Below are 22,389 nucleotides of genomic sequence, written 5' to 3' on the forward strand. Positions count from 1 at the left end.
GTCTTTGTATTCTAATGACTCATAAACACTAATTAATTCTTTTAAAGCATTGTCTATTTCATCTTGAGTTGTTAAATAATTTTGCAATATCGTTTTAGCTTCTTCTAAAGCATTTGTTATATGTTTATATGATTCTTCAGTATAAAGATTTTTATCAATACTTTCGATCTTTTCAATATAAGTTTCTAATTGTGAGCTATCTACAGCATAGTTAGAAGTTCTAAAATATCCTAATGAATAAAGCTTATTACTACCACTATACATTTCTACATAGTATAATCCTGGGTAATCCCCTTCTTTTCTATAAACTGTATCTAATATTTCATCAACATTAATACTTCCTTCATATACTTTATTTGGCTGATTATCGTCTGTCATATAATCTGTAATAAATACTGTAGCTGCTTGTTTTTGATCATATGAATAATAATGTAACCTAAATTTCATATTTCTCAAATCTGCTAAAGTTAATTCTTGAGCTTCTAAACCAGATATCGGATTAATTCCTGTATTCTCAAATGAAATATTTAATTGTAAAGATTTCTTACCATCTTCATTTGTTATGATTGTTTCGGTAATTGTAAAACTTCCTTGTTTCTTCTTCGCATAAACTGATGATTCTTCACCATTTAAACCAACAGATACACCAGTTTTTCCTGTGTCTAAAACTAATTCTTGTGTGACTTTATCAAATGATGAACATATATTTTTAAATGCTTCAGTATTTTCTACAGATGTTGCATTTGCACTATAATTATTACCTTTTTTATATAACGCAAACAATGGGATAATGGATTCTGTTTCATACAAACTATAATCAAAATTATTTCTTGTTGGACTATAATGATAAACTCTATCTTGCATTGAAACAAACCAATATCTATTACTCAAGTTGTTTATTGCACGTTCTACCTCCATTTCAGTAGCCATTTCATCAGCAAGTATCGTTTCAGCGTTTGTTACAGCAGCTGTGTACTTTTGCATATATGAAGAATTATCCATATATTGAGGAACAAAGCCTTTATATTCATCATAAACTTTTTGAAGTTCTGATTTATCAACTTCATTAATTTCTTTGTTACCTAATATTTCAAATTCTCTTAAAGAAATACTTGGATAAGCTCCATCAATGAGTGATTCTATTGTTATTTTCACATAACGATAAGTAACTGATTGATTTAAGGTAATTGTATTCACTAAATCAAATCCTTCATTGTTAATAACAGAATCATATATAATTTCATAGTTTTTATCATCATTAGATCCTTCAATTTTAAATTTTTTTATTTTTTGAGCATTACTTGCTTCATTTGCAATAACAAATTCATCAAATGTTTGTTCTTGTTCTAAATCAACTCTTAGCCATTGATTACTTCCGTTTGGTTCTGTAGACCACCTTGTTTCTAAATTATCATCAAAAGCTTTCTCTGGTCCCATACCTGAATAAGAATAACTTGCTGCTGCTGGTTTATTAAGAGCAAAGTTGATTTTTTCATTTGCACTTGTTGGAATGATTGAACCTAGCAACATGACTAAAGTCAAAGAAAACGCTGTTAATAATTTCATTTTTTGTCTCATTTTATGATATCCTCCTTTTTCACTATAAAAAACGTAAAAATATAATTTTAAAATTGTTTTTTCACCTCCATTGTTTATTTTTTTCATTAATCCAACATTATATTTCATCAAAGATATTACCTAACTCTATTATATCACCTTTTAAATTAAAGCGCTTACTTTTTTTGCTAAAAAAGAAAAAAAGAAGTTTAATCATTCCATTAAACTTCTTTTTCACACATTAATTCTTCTTAACTTTTTTTCCTACAAATACAATACCAACTAAAGCGATGATTCCAATAACAACATAGATTCCTATTTGTGTAGTATCGTCTGTTTGTACTGAGGTATTGTGAACTTGTGTAGATGAAACTGTTGATTGATCTTTACTTTCCTGTGTATCATCAGGAACAACTGTAATATCAGGTTCTTTTGAAGGTGTTGTTCCTGTTCCTGGATCAGTAACCTCTCCTGGAGGCGTTATAACTGGGTCATCTGGATCAGGATTATCAGGTTCAGGAATATTTGCTGAAAGATCTGGTAACCACTCACCTAATCCATCACCTATTCTCATAGCTGATAATACTTCTGCTAATTTAGTTTGACTATCTCCAGTTTCCATTGTTCCTAAGACAACATTGTAATCAGTAGGATTTAAAAGTTGTCCATTTTCATCCTGACTATTGAATTCACTAAATCTCACTGTGTCTATATAAGTGACACTCACTGTTTCACCTTCATCATTTTTTCTTGTCCATTCATTCCAACGTTCATTTTGAATCTGGCTTGTCATATGAGAATCTATAAACATAGATGCAGAAGAAATATTTTCATAATTAGGATTTTTTCTTTCTGGATCAACATATGTCACAACATTTGATCCATTAACTCGGATTGATTCAGTATAACATTCATTTTGCCATGGTCTTCCTAAACTGACTTCTTTCACTCTTGAATCAGCAGTTAAATCACATTGATAGAAAACCAAGCCTTGGTCACCATCATTTGTATTTGGTGCAGTATAGTATCCATTATTTTTTCCGTTAAAATACGCCATATGCAATGTACAGTTATCAAAGAAAGCATTAGCATTTCCAAATACAAAGTCTACTGTTCCTTCAATATAGCAATCTTTAAGATAAACTCTATTTCCTGATCCTTTAACATAAAGTGTATCTTGACGTCCAATAATTTGGCAATTATTTAAATAGACTTTATCAGCATTTGAACAGAAAGCTACTGCAGGTGTTTGTTGATCTTTATCAACAAATTTATCTATATTATAACTGTTTTTAAAAGTTATATTATATGCTGTAAAATTTGTAGCTTTTGATGTTAATAACACTGTACCACTTTGATCCGTTCCAACATCTTTATCATCCTGAGGAACAAAGTTTCCCTCATCATCAAATGTATTAGATGAATAATAATCAGATTGAATAATGACAGATTCCGGATTTCCACTTATTGATTTCAATGTTACATAAGATTCATCGATAGTCACTTTTTCATTGTAGATTCCATCTTCTAATTCAATAATAAGTGGTGTTTTTGCATTAGATGTTTCATTATCTAATGCACTTTGTATTGTTTTATATTTTGCAAGAGAACTTGCACCAACACGAACAGTTTGACTCACTGATTCATTATCTAAACTATAATCAACAGAAATTCCTGTTAAATAACAACTTCCCTCTCCATTAAAAGTTAATGGAATATATGTCGGTTCATCTACTGATATAAATGTTTCTACACCGACACTTATTTCTTCTTTGTTGAACGTTAATTGGAGATTGTTATAATTATTACCTGTCACTGTGATTGCTATCTGCTGATCAGCAGCAACTGGAATATAAAGAACAGTTCCCCCATTAATTTGTGTATCTGTTTCTCTAGGTGAAAATTTTCCAGCTAATGCATCAATTTGAATACCATCAAACTCACCTTTAGTTGACTGTAAGTCTGGTCTTTCCACAACAGATGTTCCAGTAAAGTCCCACGCCTTATCTAAAGCACTCACTTCTGGTACACCATAACCAGTATCACTTTCATAATCAATAGAAATTGTACTAACATATGTTTGAGCTTCAAAACCGACTGTCACATAACGTAAATCTTGTACTGAAAGCGATATTTTTTCATTTGTCTTTGCAATTTGACCATCAATTGTGATAGATCCAGGTGTACTTCCATCAATTGTTCCTGCAATCATCAAAGAAACACCTTCTGTATCATTTGTGACAGGAATATAAAGAATAGTTCCTGCATTTATAACAACTCTTGATCGATCAGTTTGCACATTAAATTTTCCATTTGTCGCATCAACAAGAATATCATCAAAGCTTCCTCTTTTACCTTCAAGATTCGCATTTACAACAGCTACTCCTGATTCATCCTTTAATAATTCACTTGATTCAAATGTATAATCTCTATCCTTTGCTTCAATATCTCCTGGTGTTCCAGGAAATTCTTTTTCAGGTTCTAAATATTTCAATTCAATAGATGAAATATAAGCTTGTGAAACAAAATTCACACTCACTTCCATATCTCCTGAAGCTTCTAAAGGAATATTGACTTGTTGTGAGCCTTCAGAATCATATGGTTGACCATTGACACTTAAAGATGCTGATCCTCCAGATAAATGGAAAATCAAATTCGCTCCATTTTCATTAGCAGCTACAGGAATTGTTAAAATTGTTCCTGCATTAACTTGAGTATCAGTAGTTCTAGGAGAGAATTTCCCATTTAATGCATTAATTTTAATACCTTCCCATTCTTCCTCCACTCTTTCAACTGTAGGTATTCCTGCAGTCGATGAATTTGTTATCCAAGTTTTATTCTCTAATGCCTCTGTATTAATGGAAAGCCCTACTAATCCAAAAACAAGAACTACTACCGTTAATACAGATAGAATTCTTTTTGTCATCTTTATGACACCCCTTTCATTTTGTATAAAAATATTTTAACATTGAAAGAAAGCGCATACAATATTTTTTACATATTCTTCAGATAAAAATCACAAAATTAAAAAAAGTACGAAAGGTTATCAATCGTACTTTAATAAAGTTTTTATAATTTGAATAACACCTAAATCATGACAAGATAAACAAATATTCTTTGCTGATATTTTAGCCTTATCTAATGCATTTTGAGGTGCATAACTCTTTATAGCAAATTTTAGCATTTCAGCATCATTTTCTCCATCTCCAAATACATATAAATCATCTAATGAAATCTGATATTTATTAACCAGATACTGAACCATATTAACCTTATTTGTGCCTTTAGGCAAAATTTCAATCCAATATTGACTGACTTTTACCACTTCATAAGATGATAAAAACTTTTTTAATATTTTATAGAAAAAATCTAAATAAATACTTCCACCCAATTCAATCTTTTCAACTTCATTTGGAAGTATTTGTTTAGGAAATGAAATCATTGGTTTATGTTTAATTAAATACCTCAGCAAATAATAGATACGATCATATAAACAATTGAGTTGAATTCTCTCATTTTTTGTTACAACAGTGATTCTAAAAAATAATAAATATGCAATACGTATAATTTTTTTAACATCTTTTGAAGTTAATAAATGAAATTGCAAAAATTCGTTATCTTGATAATCATAAAATGATAAACCATTTAAAAGTATTAGTGCTCCTGTTTGGTATTTAGCCATCTCTAATTGTTGACAAATATCTTGAACATGCTGATTATTACGACCTGTTGCTAAAACAAGACGATTCTTCTTTTGAAACTCTTTTAAGACATGAACCGCTTTTTCCGGCAGTTTTCCATCAATCAACAAAGTTCCATCTAAATCAGTAATAACAGTCTTCAAAAATTGAACCTCTTTATATCAATGAGAATACTCCCATTTTACTCATATAATGCATTTATTTTTTCTTTGGCTGTTGTTACAGTATTATCATCTGGTAACATCATATAAAGTTCAGAACCATAAATTGGCGAATACAAATAGTCCCCAGTTCCATCAACACTTATACTTTCAATATTCCAACTACTCATATCATTAATTTGCATACGAATTAAACTTATGATTTGTTCATCTGTTAAATTAGTTTGGAATGATGAATGAAGTGAATCAAGTAAACTCATATAATTTGTAATGATTGACGGAGACATAACCTTTTGAATAATACCTGTTATAACACGCATTTGATTTCTACCACGTTCTCTATCTCCTTCTTTGAATGCATATCTTTCTCTTGAAAACGCTAATGCCTGTTCACCATTCAAATGAATATTTCCTGCTTCAAAATCATTGAATGCACGTGGATTATCAACATTAATACCTCCAATAGCATCAACAATATCTACTACACTTGTAAAGTTGACACGCACATAATAATCAATATCTATCCCAAAATAATTAGCTACATTATTTTTTGTTTCATTGACACCATATAATCCTGAATGAGTTAATTTATCTCTACTACCGTTTAAAACTTCAAAAGGAACATAGTAGTCTCTAGGTATACTTGTCAACAGAATATTCTTTGTTTGTGGATTCACTGTAACAATCATGTTCACATCTGATCTAGATTTTGTACTTATACTTCCATATGTATCAATACCACTAATAAAAATACTAAATGTATCTTGAGTCACATCTTTATCTGTTGTATCATCAACTTTTGTTTGATATGTCTTTGAATAAATGACCCTTGTATCATCAGTAAATGTTTCATATGATTCTTCTATTGTTGAACGATATGATTCATTTATAATCATTGCATCTATTTGTTTATCATATAAAGCATTGACTAATGCATTAACACCATTGTACTCTTTTAAATTTAATGTCTCATCATTGTCTTTTTCAATCTGTTCAATAGTTTGATTGATAAAATCATCACTTGTCTCTAATTGAGCAAAAGTTTTTCCTTTTAAATCTTCGATATGTTGATAAGTACTTTCTTTTTTTACAACAACAGATACAACATCAGTATCTTCACTCATCACAATATCTGAAAATAAATCAACAGTTCTTGAATAAGTATAATTTACAAGCAATAAAATAATACTTAATATAACAATACCCACTTTTCCTATTATTTTTAAAATATTTTTCTTTGTTTTATATTGACTTAAAACAAGTAATACAACTAACAAAAGAATAATAATCAAAACGATAATCAAATACTTCATTGGTAGTACAGGATATCTAATCATTTGATATATAAACCATATAACCGAGATTCCTAATAGTATCATAAAATAAGTTCTTAAATCTTTGAATATAGTCTTCATAAAAACTCCCTCCAAATCAATAGTATACTCTTATTGTATCTTTATTGTAAATATTTTTCAATTTAAACTAATTCTATCATACATATAATAAGTATCTTCTTTATAAAAAGATAAAAGTGAAAAAGATGCCAAATTCATGGCATCTCAAAATGAAATGATTTATCAGCTATTGATCATTTTATATTAATAATTATTACGTCTTTTTAATAATACAATTCCAACTATTGATACACCCAACATACATACTATTGGTAACAGTGCTGTTTGATCATTTGTCTTAACTACTGTAGTACTTGAAGTTTGACTATCATTATTTGCATTATTATTTCCAACAGGTTTTTCTGTTCCTGTTATTTGATTATTTTGTTGATCTTGTGATTGATTTGGTGTATTTTCTGGTGTTTCTTCTGAAGGTTTTTCAGTTAATTCTTTTAAATTCTGAATAGCCTGATCAACTTTTGCATAAGCAGATTGAATGAGTTCTTTATCACCAGATTCAACAGCAGCTTTTAAATCAGATAAAACATTTGATAATTGGTCTAATGATTCTTGAGTATATTTATCTTTATTTCCTAAAATTGTTTCACTTTCAGCCATTAAATCATTAACTTCTTTATCTTCCACATAAGTTTCTAATTGAGCAATAGCATTATTTAAACTTAATACAGCTGTAGCAACTTCTTCATCTGTTGCATTAACATTAGCAAAGACAACTCTTGCAGAAGCGATTGCAGTTTCCAATGCTTTTCTAGAAGCTTTTGTATAAGTATCAACTTTATCTAATTCTAAAGCTGCAATGTCAAGTTTATCTTCTAATATTGTTTTGTCAGCTTCTTTAACAGCATGAACTGTTACAGTTGCTTTTTGAGAATATGTTCCATTAACAAATTGAACTTCATATTCACCAGTTTCATTTGTTATGACTGTATCAGGATTGACCCAAGACCATCCTTCTGGCAATACAATAGTACTTAATTTTTCACCAATAATACCATTTAAATCGTAATCACTTGGGAAAGTACGTTCTTTAACAGTTAATTTAACAGTTTTACGCACTGATGGTTTTGTATCATGCATTGCTGAATAATGAATGTTATATTCACCAGGTGCTAAATTCGCTATTTTATCTTTATTTTCAACACTATTAACTAAACATTCAACTTTTGTTTGATTTGTATCATTAGATGTTGAACCATCTGTTAAAACAGGATTTGTTGTAAACATATGTTCATTATCAATAGAATAATCAATTGTATATTGAGAAGAATCTACATTAGCAGAACCAGCTTTTAATGTTACATTTTCTAATAAATCAGGAATGTCTCCTTGATAAATTGTCACATCATCAGCTTCAACAGAAACTGTATCAGCATAATATTTTGCGGCAGCTTCTTTTTGTTCTTGGTTTTGTGCATAATATACATATTCAATTTTAAACTGTTGTCCAGCTAAATTAGTTCCAGCATCTCCTGGCCAATTTCCACCAGTTGCAAAATTTAACTGAATATATTGAGGTCTATTAAGAGCTGCTTGAGCAGTAGGATCATCACTATAATCTACTGTTCTTACAATTTGATCATCAATATACCATTCCATTTTATTTTCAGACCAGTTAATTCCAAAAACGTGATATGTTTCTCCATCGATTTGAACGCCTTCTGTAGTAATAGATGTTGTTTTACCATTTCCAGCATACTTTCCATTATCATCTCCAACAGTTTGAGCATAATGCAAAGTTTGATAGACTACATTTGGATTACCAATTGATTCCATAATATCAATTTCACCAGAAACTGGCCATCCATCACCTTGTTCTCCATTGATAGAACCATCTAAAGTAAAATCAGAACCTAAAGTCCAAAATGCAGGGAATGTTGCTTGACCTTCAGGAAGTTTTGCTAAAATTTCAATACGTCCATATAAGAATTCCTGTTTCCCATGAGTTCTTACACTTCCAGAATTATAAATAACTTGTCTATCACCTCTAGGATTTTGATATTGATATTCCTTTTCACGATCAGTAACTTCTAATACTAATTTACCATCAGTAACATGAACATTTTCTTTATCCTTTGTGTAATGTTGTTGTTCAACACCTCTAACACATCCTAATTCATATCCCCAGTCATCAGTATTAAGACCATTAGAATCCACATCTCCAGTTTGTCCATCAAATTCATCTTTCCAGATGACATCATAAACTTCATCTTCTGGTTCAACTGTTCCTGCATTCACTTCAGTTAATGTCACATCATCAATATACACTTGTGATTTATATATAGAACTTGAAGTATCTTCTGTCCATTTTAAGAATGCTAATGAAACTTCTGTATTTTCACCACTATTAAATTCAAATACAACATCTTTGTATTGCCAAGCTTCTCCAGCTTCACATTTCACCGTTGTTTGAATTGCAGGATCTAAATTCTCAACTGTTGTTGTCTTAATAGCAACATAAGCTTCAGAACCTTCTGCACCAAATTGCATCTTTGCAGTTACTCGATAATCTGTATGAGCTTTCAATTTGACAATCTGATAAACAGAAGCATTGGCAGAATTAGTTGGTAATAATCCACAATATTCACCAGTTGCTGCACACCCTGGATAATTTGTAAACTGACCATCTCCTGTTTTTCTCCAACCTGCGCCATTATTTTCAAAACTACTGTTTGTAAGTAAATTATCACCAGGTTTAGTTCTTTCCAATTCCAACATGTCATATTCAGTATCTAATCCAGTTGTTGCTTGTGTTGCTGCTAAAGTTGAAGCAAAGTTAGCACCTAACAAGCTAAAAGACGTTGTTAAAGATAATGCAATCTTTAATACTTTTCCTCTCATTTTATCATTCCTTTCTTTAAAGTAGTATCAGTTGATTTTGATTGAGTCGATATTATTATGCTGACTTAAATATCACATAAACAAGCAATCCAACGAATACGCTTTCATTATAATGAGTTTTACAATATTTGTAAATAATTTTAGTAAATTTTTACTCATTTTTTTATATTTATTTAACTTTTTTATACATATTTCTTATTATTTTAGGTGTTTTTTCATATTTTTAATAATAAACATCTTAATTTTTTTACTAAATTTTTAGTGATGATAGAAAATAAATATAAAATTAAAAAAAGCTGTATTTATAACGTTATATAAACGTATAAATACAGCTTTTAATCTTACAATTTATATTTCCTAATGTTTTCTTAAAGATTTTCTATTCAAATAGATAAATGATGATAATGATATCAATCCTAATGATGCATATAAAGATAATAATGATGAATCACCAGTTTGTACATTTGTTTGTGTTTCATTCGTTTGTGTTTGTTGATTCTTATTTTGATCTACATTATCAGGTACAACTTCTACAGATGGCTTTTCAATAGGTTGATTATCAGAAGTATTGTTATTGTCATCTGGATTTTGATTATCATCTGTTGGTTGATCTACGTTATTTTGTGGAATATCAATATGAAGATTTGATTGATTTCCAGCTAAATCAGTAACAACAAGATCAATTTGAGTTTCTTGAGCTAGAGTCTTAGCCCAAGTGTAATTATCTACTTGTGTCCATCCATCTTGATTGAAAGTTATTTCTTCTTGAGCATGAATAATCACTTGTTGATCATTGATTTCATATGTAACTTCTGGAGCTGTTGTATCATAGATAAATTGATAAGTACTATGATTCTTAGCTAAATCATACACTTCAATAACATTTTCTCCTTCTTTTATATTCCATTGTTGTTGAGAAGAAGATAAAACAAATGATGTTGCTCCTTCTAAATCATATTGCTGTCCATTCACAACAATATAATCAAGACCATGATTATCTTTCATTTCAAAAGAGACTTGGCTATAATGATTATCTTGTCCAACACTTTCTTGAACAATGATTGTAGGTAATGTTTGATCTAAAATAAATGAATAAGTTGATTTTAATCCTGTGACATCATAAACTTCAATAACATTTTGACCATTTTGGAAAGACCATTGTTCATCTAATGAAGAAATAGATAATAGTTTTTCACTATTGATATCATATTGTTGACCATTGATGATGATATCATCAATACCTTGATTATCTTGAATATCAAGTGCAATTTGACTATAAATTGAATTATCACCAATTGATTGATCAGCATTTATTTTTATATCGGCAGGTAAGCTAATTTTATATGTTTTTGTAGATTGTTCATAATAGAGCTTAGCATTTTCATCATGAAAATCAAACATATTTTCCATATTGCTATCTTCTTTACCTTGATATTGAATAACGAGTTGTCCATCAGTTAAAGTTCCGTTAAGCTGCAAAGGAATATAGCTATTATCAAGTCCTGATTTTTCTTGAATTGTTAATACCTTATCAGCTTCTACGATAACTTTAAACTTTGGATTTTCACCAATAGATAATTTATTAATTGTCGCATCATCACTCACAACAATTCCAGCTGTTGTATTGACACTATCAGTTCTTATAACTCCTAAATTTGTTGCATCTCCAGATACAGAAATATAACTTTGATTCAATTCTACAGCGGCCATATTTTCTACCATCTGTGAAATATCAAATGGTTGCTCTTCTGTTCCATAATTTGTTAGATATAAATCAGTTAAACGACTACCACTTGTTCGACTTGTTCCAATGACTTTATCAACCTGAACAGTATTATATAATTTAATATCCAGATATCCTTTTTGAGAATCATCTAATATTTCTTTGACATGTCCTGTCACTGTATTTTCTAATTCAATAACACGATCTTTTGTTCCAGAGATTGGTGCATAATGAAGTGTTGAATTTTCTAAAGAAAGTTGCATATTTCTCATAACCAATGATTTCGTTACATCAATTTTTTCAACATTTTCAGTTGCATCTAAAACATGATTATTTCCATCAAGAATGATAGCTGTATTTGGCAAAACAAGATTTTCAGTCAATGTCACATCTTTTAATAAATGAATTGTGTAAGTTTCTGTTGACCCAGCTTCAACAGCTGTCTGAATGGCTGCAATAGCCTCATCTATAGATGTAAAGCTTTCATTCAATGTTTCACTACTGATAGAAACAATTGGTTTTGCTTTTGCAACTTCATAGTTACCATTATCCTGACGTACAAGTTCCATTCCAGGAACACCAACTAAAACAAATGAATCATCTTTTCCATTTGGTGCCTGAACTAAAACATCACCAATTTGGGGCATTGTATTTCCACTAACATGAATTTCAGTTTGTCCTGTGACTTCGCCACTCACTTTTAAACATCCAAATCCACCCACAAACTTTTTAACAAAAAGTGTTGCTTTCGCATTATCTGCTACATAATAGTTTGGAATTGTGGCATATTGCAATGTTCCTGTTATTGAGATTCCACTTTCTCCTTCCAGATAAAGATTACCCCAATTGAAAGCAGACTCTGCAACAATATATGAATTATCTAAAATAAATGCAGCTGGTTTTGATCCATCACTACTTGATCCTACACCAGGATAATTATTTTTAATGGCTGGTGTTGTCTTTGATCCATATCCTTTTAAAATAATTTGTGTTGTTCCATTTTTTCCATTTCCATTAATAGAACCAATTGTTGATTTCTTTATAGGTGCATGAACAATAATCTGATTCGTCTTAGAACTTTCATCATTAGATTCATCACGAATCAATTCTAAAGTTCCACTTACATTACCTTTTACTTCAATAGTTACACCTTCACCGTAAACATCAAGATATGTTTTTTTCATATCTAATTGGACATTCTCCAATGTCAAATCACCATAAGTATAAATATAATTTCTTGAAGTCACTGGTTGTGTTAACTTATGTCCATTTCCATTAATGACAATATTCTTATGTGCCAAACGAACTTTATTTGTTCCTTCGTTTGCCTCTAATTTGACATCATCATTTAATACAATTGTATAATCTTGTCCTTCATCATCTTCAATAGCTTGCATTGCCTGGGCAAATGACTCGTAACCCTGTGATGATAAATTCCCACCATTAACAGTGACTAAACTATTTGATAATGGTGTCACAATCTGTTGAACTTGATTTTGATGATCAAGAGTTGTCGTATTTTCTAATGCATATACTCCTCCTACTTGTGAAGTTATCATCATTGTTGTGACAAGCATACCCGAAGCAATTTTCTTTACTTTCACTTTTTTCACAATCTTTTCCTCCCAACAAATTTATCCTGTATTTTTTGGACGTATTTATTATAGGAGACTTTTTTTATTTATTCTTGCTTATAAAAATAAAGATACAATTAAGATATTGTAAAATGATAATATATATTCTAACTCTCTTAATGGATTAAATACTTAAATAATACATTTTCTAAAAAATTAATGAGATATGATGTAATAATACACATTCCTAATAAAATAACCAAACATCCAATAACTGTATGTGTATAAAATACAACAGTTGGTGTAAATATCATATAGTATTGCATATGTACTAACCACAAATTCGTTGAATGATTACCAAAATAAAGTAATATTTTTCTAATAATTGGATGAAAATGTATCAAAGAAAAGCCTAGTATAAATATGATTGCTATAAAAGGTGCAATAATCATATTTTTTATGAATATATGCAATAAGATACAAATAATTATAATCAAACCAGCAATAATATTATTGTACCCAAATTGAGTACGAAGCTTTGATATAATTAAATTTTTATAAAAATACATTCCAACAACAAATGGAAATAAAGACGTACCTAATAAAACTAAAACATTTATGATTACATCTAATATAAATATATGAGATTTCATAGGATCCATAATTCTAAAATAAAAAGCTATAAAATATATCACAAAAACAACTAATAGTGTTATTTTTTCATACTTATTTATCATCTTTATAATAAATGGAGTTAGCAAAATTAACAAAACATATGTTTGTACAAACCACCATGCTCCAACATATGATATATTAACAAGAGTTAGATTTCCAATAAAAGTTAAAACATTATCTGGTATAGAAGGATTATGAAGAATAATTCCTACTATACAAGTTAAAACTAATACTATCCAATACCTTTTTACAAATTTAAATATTCTTTTTATATTATCCTTAATATAAATCGATTGTTTTAAATACATTGCATAACCACTACAAAAGCAATAAATAGGTACACATGCGTCAAACAAAAAAGAAATATAATAGATTAATGGTTTATCTCCAATATATAAAAGTGGCTGATATAAATTTTCATAATCAAGTGTATTGTATAAATGTAAGCCAATCATAAATAATATTGCTATACCTTTAAGTATTTTTGATTCATCTTTTGTTAGTTCTTTCATCAAAATATTCACCTTTCCCACTTACAAATTTCATACTATATATGAATAATAGAACGATTAATAAATTTGATTTAAATTATATTGCTTTTTGTCCTTTAAATACCTTACTAAAGGAATATGCAATAAAACTCTACCTATTTTAATAATACTTCCTTCTTTTCTAGCCTTAGATATAAATGCTTTCATATCATTTTGAAATAAATATAAATCTTTCTTTAAGTACGGAAGAATTTGTTGATCATTGATAGACATTAACATATCGTATCCATTTCTTAATTTTAGTTCTATTATTAATTCTTCTTGATTATGTCCTACTTGTATATATGTTTTCGCATATAACAACATTCTTGAAGTCATTTTCAATCTTACATAATGAACTGATGCTTGAGTGTTTTGTTGATAAGGTCTATCTTTTAGCCAATCATATGTTCTATACCATACATCAACATAATCATACTGACACCCTAAGTGCTTTGATGTGGATTTTGCTGTACTATTATAAATATGGCAAAACTTAGATAAAAATCTTATTTTGTTAGCACAATGAAATGCTTTAAATTTAAAAGCTAGATCTTCATTTATCCTAATACCTTCATCAAACCATATATCATTTTTAATTAGCATTTCTTTTAAATAAATACATGATCCAAAATGTCCAGTTGGTGTCCATTGACAACAACTTATTACCATATCTTTGAATCTTTGTTCAACTGCATATCTATTTCTTTTTATATTTGATACATATGAAGAATAAGCTAATAAGTCATAATCATTCTTTAATTCACTTTCAAGTTGATTATCAAAAAAATTATCAACATAATAATTATCACTATCTAGAAACATTATATATTTACCAGATGATTTTTTAATGCCTAAATTTCTTGCAGCTGAAACACCTTTGTTCTCTTGTGAATAAATTTTTATACAATCATACTGTTTTGAATACATCTCACAAATTTGTAAACTTTTATCAGTTGAACCATCATTTATAATAATGATTTCATAATCAAAATTTGGTTGCTTTAACACTGATAATAATGTTTTTTCTATGTATTTTTCTCTATTATAAACAGGAATAATAATACTAACTAATGACATAAAACTTCCTCCATCATTAAATATAAAAGATGTAATCATAACTTATTATTTTTCCTTATTTAATAAATCGTATAATTTATATATGTTCAATATAATAAATATTTTTTCTTCTTATTAATATCTATTTTTTAAAAAATTTTTTAAGTTTCATATACCTGTGTTCACCCATAATATTTCTTAAAATTCTATTAGGCATGTGAAGCCAATAATCCTTTCGTAGATTTTTATTTCTTTTTTTATATGCTTTTGTTTGTTCTGTATCATACCAAGATGCATCAAACCAATGTATAGAATATGTATTTTTCGTTTTTTTCATTTCTCTAGTATGAAAATCTAAAGGTGCAAAATATTCTTTTGGATAAATTGTTCCATATTCACTCTTAATGATTGTATCAAAATTATTTGCCAATAATAATTCTTTAACTGACAAAGTGTTTCTTTGTGGACAAGGCAATAAATCATATGAACCATCTTCTTTTATAAAATGAATATTCTCATATTCATCCATCATTTTCTTTACCAAATCATTCTTTTTTTCTGCACCAAACCCTAACCCTGTAGCGATATATTGATTATCCTCGGATCCAAAAAATGATTTATTGTCTAATAAACTATTTAAACTTTTAATCAATTCAACATCTGTATCTAAATAAATTCCTCCATAATTATATACAATCCACAATCTCGCATAATCAGTTACAAATGCCCATTTTTTTTCTTGATAAGCTTCTTTAACATAATCATTAATATTTATGTTAAAATTGTTTTCATTCCATTCTTTTATTTCATAGTCAGGACAATATTTTTTCCAACTTCTAATACATTTTTTTATTAATTTAGACTTTTCATTACTACCAAACCAACAATAATGGATAATTTTAGGAATTGACATTTGATATTCTCCTTTCAGTGCGCCGTTGAAGGCGTTTCATATATATTTCTTTTTGAAATCAATGTTCCTGTCAGACATTGTAAAGTAACCGACTTGCCTTGAGGGGGATCCCAACGGGGACCACAGCATGTCGATAAAGCCAAGATTAGTTCTATGAACGAGTGACTTGGCAAGCTAGGCTGTGTACGGTAAAACCTTGATTGGCTGAACCTAAGTCTATAGGTCCAGATTACTATCAGGTTCCACTCCTGATATCAGCTATATACATAATATATAAGAAAGGTATTATGCAGACAGGTGTAGCTGACAGCTTACTATCAGTAAGTCAATAGACGAAATAGGTACCTAACCACAGAGACACTATATGGAATGCAAACTACGGGATTATCTAAAGCACATCTTTGTGCCATGGTAACGGAGACATCATAGTAACCAAATGCCAAGGGTAATAGCTTGGACATGTCGAAGGATGTCAGCATTCAGTTGATTATACGAAATCCAAATGCCTCAATGAGGTTACATCTATGTTATTTTTTTTCCTGTGTAGAACAGACCATAACAACATGAGATATTCATTTTACAATTGCATAATCACATTCATCAATGAATGATACTGAATGTGGAAAGCGCAGTGTATTGAAAGGTGCCCACTGCGTTTGGAAAGGGGCAAGGTCTTTAGACTTCGCCTATTCATATTATGCATCTATTAAAATATTTCATATATTTCTTTTAATTCAATGTTTGCATCATAACATTGCAAAGCAAATAACTTCTTTTGATAGAAACTCAATAGGAACTAAAACATATTCATAAAGACAAGATTAATCTACATAGCCAAGTATCTTAGAAAATCAGATTATAAATATATATGATAAAATTTTTTAAATTGAATCCAAGCTTAATGATAAAAAAGAAGATAAATATACTCTCATATCACTAAACTATATATTCAATATAGTAAAGGTTGAATATAAGTAAGTATTATGTACGTATAAACAGTATTTTATAAAGTTTAATACAATCAATTAACACTAAAACTCACTTAAAAACAAAAACTTTATTCGTTAAAAAGTATTAGTGCAGTCAAGAAAGATTGATTTATAAATCTAAAAAATCATTAAAAGAAGTCTGAATCCTTTAAGAAAAGATAGTTCTATATTTTAGTTATATCACTAATTAAAATTATATTTACTCATATTTATCATATAATGTATAGAATATTTTCATTCCTAAAATTCTAAAATAAAATTTAAAAAAATTCATATGTAAATATTTTGACATTTGAAAATAATTAAGATTGTCTCTTTCTTCATTATAATAACAATAATAAGTTTTCCACTTTTCTAAACCCTTTATCTTTTTATATTTATCGCTTTGATAAATATATAATGCATATCCCTTAGGAGATTTTATTAATGATTGTTTATAATTTGCTGTTAATCCATCTGGTAAATAGTTACATATATATATTATTTCATTAAAAAATCTCAATTTATAATTATCATGAGCTATTTTATCCCAAACAACACATTCTGTTACAAATTTTTCATTCTTAAATTCAGGAAAAGGATATTTTTTTAATATACTTGTATAAAAAACTTCAGATTTATCACCAGATATATTATACTTTTCTCTTTCTAATACAGTTATATCAAGTGTATCTTGGTTCTCTTTCTCAAATGTAGTTCCTATGTAATTTTTTTCATCATATCCTCTTAAACCACAAATTCCAGCAAATTCATTTTTTTTTGCTTGTGGGATACCTTTTTCAATATTATCTATAATTTCTAATGCATTATCCGTTAAGTAATCATCAGAATCTACAATAAAAAATAACTCGCCTTGTGCTAAATTTACACCTAAATTAATTGCTCTATGCTTTCCACCATTTGGTACTGAAAAATAACGAATAGAAAAATCATGAGAATCTATCATAATTTCTTTAAAAAGCTCATTAGTATTATCAATGGAACCATCATTAATAACTATCCATTCAAAATCTCTAAATGTTTGTTTCTTTAATGATTGATATAACTTCTCTATAATGTATGCCCTATTAAACGTTGGTGTAAATACTGTTATTCTCATAATTCCGAAAACCTCATTTCTTCAATAATTATATCATCAAATTTAACATTTCCCCAATACTGATGAAGCCATACTAGAGAATCATCACGCTGAATAATTTCAAATACAAAAGCCGGATCAACTCTATCCACTCCAATTTGATTACCGTATTGATCATACTCATAGGCTAACCCAATTGCTCTGTATTTGCCAGTAGCAAAATTTTTTGTAGAAAATTTTATTTTTAAATCTATCATTTTATTAGCCTCGGAAGTTATAGACTTATCAGAAAACATTGTTCCAATTAAAGTTCCATCATAATAATATATTTCAAATCTAATTCCAACATTTTGTATTTTTTTATTAGTTTTACAATATAATATACAATTAAAATCTTCGCCTTGATAAACTTTACTCCCTAATTGATTTGTTGTAACTAGTTTTAATAATTGCAAATTTCGAGTTTCATTAGGTGAACGTTTAATATCTGCATAATCATAAAAGTTTTTTAACTGATCTGATGTATCCATATATATAGCTATTGCATTTTCAACATTACCATCAAATATTACACTTCCATGATCAAGAACAATACATCTATCGCATAATTGCCTAATTGTATTCATATTATGACTAACATATAAAACTGTACGACCTTCGTTTTCAGCAACCTCACTCATCTTCTTAATACATTTCTTTTGAAATGCCATATCTCCAACAGCAAGTACTTCATCCATAATCAAAATTTCTGAATCAAGATGAGCAGCTACTGCAAATGCAAGCTTTACATACATTCCTGATGAGTATCTTTTAACTGGTGTATCAATAAATTGACGACATTCACTAAAATCAATAATATCTTCAATCTTACTATCAACCTCTGCTTTAGACATACCTAAGATAGCACCATTTAAATATATATTTTCTCTACCAGTTAGTTCAGGATGAAATCCTGTCCCAACTTCCAACATGCTTGATATTCTTCCATTAATATAAATTGTTCCTTCTGTCGGAGCTGTCACTCTTGACAACAATTTTAATGTTGTTGATTTTCCAGCACCATTTCCTCCTATAATTCCTAAGCGTTCTCCTTTATAAACATCAAAACTAATTCCATTCAATGCATAAAATCTTTCATTGCCAGAATATGTTTTTTGACCAATTTTTGAGTTCGGATCTTCTTTACCTCTTACTTTAGCCCACCAGCTTTGTAAATCACCTTGAAGTGTTCCTCCTCCTATAGCACCTAAACGATATTGTTTTTTTACATTCTCTATTTTTATAGCTAACTCTCTTTCCATATGCATCCTCCTAAATAGTATCCATAAATGTTTTTTGAACTTTATTAAATAAAACAATACCAATAAACAAAACAACTATAGTTGTTATAACACTTATACCTAAGTAAAACCATGGAATTGTTCCACTACCTAAAAAAGCATATCGAAAAGTTTCAACAATTGGTGCAATTGGATTCAATAACATAAGATTTCTCCAATGTAATGGTATTTGTGAAATAGGGTAAACAACAGGTGTTGCATACATCCATAACTGAACACCAAAAGTAACTAAAATTGAAAGATCTCTATATTTAGTCGTAAGTGAAGATATAATAATTCCAAATCCCAATGAAAGCATTGCAATCAATAACAATAATATTGGTGTTAATAATATGTATATGTTAGGTTGAACTGCATTTTCATTCATTGCATAATATATGACAAAAACCATAAACATAACAAATTGTACAAAGAAATTAATTAATCCTGATAACACCGTTGAGATAGGTGATACCAGCCTAGGAAAATATACCTTTCCAAATACTGCTGAATTACTTATAAATGTATTTGCTGTTTTCGTTAAACATGTTGAAAAATATGACCATACTGTATTTCCTGCCATATAGAAAACAAACTGTGGCATACCATCTGTAGATATATTAGCAATACCACCAAACACCACTGTGAACATTAATGTAGTTAACATAGGATTGATAACAACCCATAGCGGTCCTAATACCGTTTGTTTATACATTGTTTTAAAATCTCTTTTTACAAACATAACTATTAAATCTTTATATTGCCACAATTCTTTAAAATCTAGATCTAATAATTTTGTTTTTGGTGTAATTATTGTTGTCCATTCCTTATTTTTTTCCATAAAAAATTCTCCTCTTCATTTTTGCTAATTCAACATATATAAGTAAAAATACTGGTCTTCTCTCCTTTATAAGCATTCTATATTTTGGTGATTCATAAATCATTATATCATCTATATTACTACTAAAATAACTAAAATAGCTTTTCTGGTATAAGTATTTTAGAATTCTTACTTTTTCAACAAATGAACATGTTTTCTTAAATAAAACATATGTAAAACAATTAGCATAATTGCGATATCCAATATTTTTTTTAAATTTTATACTTTCTGAATCAATTTGATTATCTTTTTTTAAAATTTCAACTATCCTATCATTTGCATACATCTTCATATCTAACAAATCTAAAGGAGACTTGCAATTTGATAAAGAATTCATATTTCCTTTTACATAAAAGTAATTTGCTTTTTCGACTAAATTAATCACAGATGATCTACAATAGCAATCATTAACAAAAAGTCCATCTTCTCCTACATATAAATCTTCATCAAATTTAACATTATCAATTACTCGTTTTGAAAATAATTTTCCCCAGCATGTTCCTAATAGCCCTGATTCAAAAAGCCTTATATAATTAATATCTTTTTTACTAAATTTACCACTTTTATAAACATTAGATAGTTTTAAAACTTTTCCTTTAATATCAACATCATAACAACTTCCTATTGACATGTCTACAGTTTCATCATATAAATCACTTAAATATGTTTCCGAAACATAGTCATCACTATCAACAAAACCGATATACTTACCAGTAGCTTTCTTAATCCCAAAATTCCTAGCAGAAGATACTCCTCCATTTTTCTTAAAAAAATACTCAATATTCCTATATTTTTTTTTATATTTTAAACAAATCTTTTCACTATTATCAGTAGATCCATCATTTACGAGAATAATATTATAAAATTCGAATTTCAGATTCACTAAACTACTAAGACATTTTTCTAAAGAATGTTCTGCATTATATATAGGAACAATTAAAGAAACATTAATATTACTCATTATTAATCCTCCAAATTTCTTTCATATCTATCAAATAATATATAAAAAACTTTTGAAATCCATTTAGAAACAAAAAATGTTTTTAACGCCATCTTTTGAAAAAAATGTATCTTCTTGTTTTTTAAAAGTTCTTCTTTTATCTCTAATAATTTTTTATGATAAGGTTCCAAATAAATTAAGTAATCTCTGTTGTCTTTTTTTAATAGCAAATAAGTATAATACAGAACTTTATCCAAATATATTCGTTCAGCCATTTCTTTTTGGCGAAAAAAATTATGATTTTTAAAAAATTTTCTAAATTCAAGTTGCACATCAATATCACATAAATTTTTTTCTGAAAACTTACTTCTTATTATGCTATTGTCAGTTTGAACATAAAAATACAATTCTAAAGGTGTTTCAATACATTTTTTTGAATTATACAAAACAGGAAAATAAATCATATTATCTTCATATATTTTACCTTCACAAAACCTCAAATCATTAAATACTTCCTTTTTATAAAGTTTTGGCATAACGGTGACAAATAATTTCTTATACATCCAAGGATAACTATCGATTAATTCTTCACATGTAATTATTTTTGAATTTTTAATTTCATCCTTAATATTATAGTGAGAAAAATTCACATCACTAGATGTATAAACATATTTCATTCTACAACTAGCCATACCTAAATTATCTTTTTTAATTGCATACATAAGTATTTCATACATTTGTGGGTGAATAAAATCATCACTATCGACAAATCCTATATACTCTCCAGTTGCTATATTCAAACCAGCATTACGTGCTGATGACAATCCACCATTTTTTTTATGAATCACTCTAACTCTAGAATCCTTTTTTTGATATTCATCACAAATTTGCGGACACAAATCAGGAGAGCCATCATCCACAAGAATACATTCTATATTTTTGTAAGTTTGATTCAATATACTATCAATGCATTTCCTTAAATATATCTCAACATTATATATTGGTACTATAATTGATATCTTATCTTTCAATTTAAT

The 22,389-nt window shown here is 28.5% G+C and carries 14 protein-coding genes; all 14 read right to left on the reverse strand.

Annotated features, from left to right (window positions below; genetic code table 11):
• On the reverse strand, positions 1 to 1,578 hold a 1,578-nt coding region (locus ACZYT4_RS12825), incomplete at its 3' end, for a discoidin domain-containing protein (RefSeq protein WP_463786422.1).
• A 220-nt stretch (positions 1,579 to 1,798) separates the two neighbouring features.
• Entirely contained in the window at positions 1,799 to 4,483 is a 2,685-nt protein-coding gene (locus tag ACZYT4_RS12830) for a pectinesterase family protein (RefSeq protein WP_463786424.1), read from the reverse strand.
• A gap of 120 nt (positions 4,484 to 4,603) precedes the next feature.
• Entirely contained in the window at positions 4,604 to 5,401 is a 798-nt protein-coding gene (locus ACZYT4_RS12835) for an HAD-IIB family hydrolase (protein WP_463786426.1), read from the reverse strand.
• Between the two features lie 38 nt (positions 5,402 to 5,439).
• Complete coding sequence (locus ACZYT4_RS12840) at positions 5,440 to 6,834, reverse strand: LCP family protein (protein ID WP_463786428.1); 1,395 nt, start codon at positions 6,832 to 6,834, stop codon at positions 5,440 to 5,442.
• A gap of 183 nt (positions 6,835 to 7,017) precedes the next feature.
• On the reverse strand, positions 7,018 to 9,672 hold the full coding sequence (locus ACZYT4_RS12845) for a glycoside hydrolase family 16 protein (RefSeq protein WP_463786430.1): 2,655 nt from the start codon (positions 9,670 to 9,672) through the stop codon (positions 7,018 to 7,020).
• 357 nt (positions 9,673 to 10,029) lie between these two features.
• The gene (locus ACZYT4_RS12850) at positions 10,030 to 13,008 is read right to left on the reverse strand and encodes a hypothetical protein (RefSeq protein ID WP_463786432.1); all 2,979 of its coding nucleotides are present in this window, start codon (positions 13,006 to 13,008) and stop codon (positions 10,030 to 10,032) included.
• Positions 13,009 to 13,145: 137 nt separating this feature from the next.
• On the reverse strand, positions 13,146 to 14,156 hold the full coding sequence (locus ACZYT4_RS12855) for an acyltransferase family protein (protein ID WP_463786436.1): 1,011 nt from the start codon (positions 14,154 to 14,156) through the stop codon (positions 13,146 to 13,148).
• A gap of 57 nt (positions 14,157 to 14,213) precedes the next feature.
• Positions 14,214 to 15,254 (reverse strand): glycosyltransferase family 2 protein, encoded by a 1,041-nt coding sequence (locus ACZYT4_RS12860; RefSeq protein ID WP_463786438.1) that lies wholly within the window; start codon positions 15,252 to 15,254, stop codon positions 14,214 to 14,216.
• 121 nt (positions 15,255 to 15,375) lie between these two features.
• Positions 15,376 to 16,146, reverse strand: a complete 771-nt coding sequence (locus tag ACZYT4_RS12865; protein ID WP_463786440.1) for a glycosyltransferase family 32 protein — start codon at positions 16,144 to 16,146, stop codon at positions 15,376 to 15,378.
• A gap of 1,188 nt (positions 16,147 to 17,334) precedes the next feature.
• On the reverse strand, positions 17,335 to 18,234 hold the full coding sequence (locus ACZYT4_RS12870) for a glycosyltransferase family 2 protein (RefSeq protein ID WP_463786442.1): 900 nt from the start codon (positions 18,232 to 18,234) through the stop codon (positions 17,335 to 17,337).
• Positions 18,231 to 19,514 carry an ABC transporter ATP-binding protein gene (locus tag ACZYT4_RS12875; RefSeq protein WP_463786444.1) on the reverse strand — a complete coding sequence of 428 codons (1,284 nt, stop codon included), beginning with the start codon at positions 19,512 to 19,514 and terminating at the stop codon, positions 18,231 to 18,233. Before ACZYT4_RS12875 ends, ACZYT4_RS12870 begins: the two co-directional genes overlap by 4 nt.
• A gap of 10 nt (positions 19,515 to 19,524) precedes the next feature.
• Positions 19,525 to 20,373, reverse strand: a complete 849-nt coding sequence (locus ACZYT4_RS12880; RefSeq protein WP_463786447.1) for an ABC transporter permease — start codon at positions 20,371 to 20,373, stop codon at positions 19,525 to 19,527.
• Entirely contained in the window at positions 20,360 to 21,373 is a 1,014-nt protein-coding gene (locus tag ACZYT4_RS12885) for a glycosyltransferase family 2 protein (protein WP_463786450.1), read from the reverse strand. Before ACZYT4_RS12885 ends, ACZYT4_RS12880 begins: the two co-directional genes overlap by 14 nt.
• A 2-nt stretch (positions 21,374 to 21,375) precedes the next feature.
• The coding region (locus tag ACZYT4_RS12890; RefSeq protein ID WP_463786451.1) for a glycosyltransferase family 2 protein at positions 21,376 to 22,389 on the reverse strand (1,014 nt) is incomplete at its 5' end.

Source organism: Massilimicrobiota sp. mt181 (assembly GCF_055420065.1).

Coding starts and splice junctions, on each gene's coding strand:
- ACZYT4_RS12830 (WP_463786424.1), bottom strand. CDS start 4,483: ATGACAAAAAGAATTCTATCTGTATTAACGGTAGTAGTTCTTGTTTTT.
- ACZYT4_RS12840 (WP_463786428.1), bottom strand. CDS start 6,834: ATGAAGACTATATTCAAAGATTTAAGAACTTATTTTATGATACTATTA.
- ACZYT4_RS12845 (WP_463786430.1), bottom strand. CDS start 9,672: ATGAGAGGAAAAGTATTAAAGATTGCATTATCTTTAACAACGTCTTTT.
- ACZYT4_RS12855 (WP_463786436.1), bottom strand. CDS start 14,156: ATGAAAGAACTAACAAAAGATGAATCAAAAATACTTAAAGGTATAGCA.
- ACZYT4_RS12860 (WP_463786438.1), bottom strand. CDS start 15,254: ATGTCATTAGTTAGTATTATTATTCCTGTTTATAATAGAGAAAAATAC.
- ACZYT4_RS12865 (WP_463786440.1), bottom strand. CDS start 16,146: ATGTCAATTCCTAAAATTATCCATTATTGTTGGTTTGGTAGTAATGAA.
- ACZYT4_RS12870 (WP_463786442.1), bottom strand. CDS start 18,234: ATGAGAATAACAGTATTTACACCAACGTTTAATAGGGCATACATTATA.
- ACZYT4_RS12875 (WP_463786444.1), bottom strand. CDS start 19,514: ATGGAAAGAGAGTTAGCTATAAAAATAGAGAATGTAAAAAAACAATAT.
- ACZYT4_RS12880 (WP_463786447.1), bottom strand. CDS start 20,373: ATGGAAAAAAATAAGGAATGGACAACAATAATTACACCAAAAACAAAA.
- ACZYT4_RS12885 (WP_463786450.1), bottom strand. CDS start 21,373: ATGAGTAATATTAATGTTTCTTTAATTGTTCCTATATATAATGCAGAA.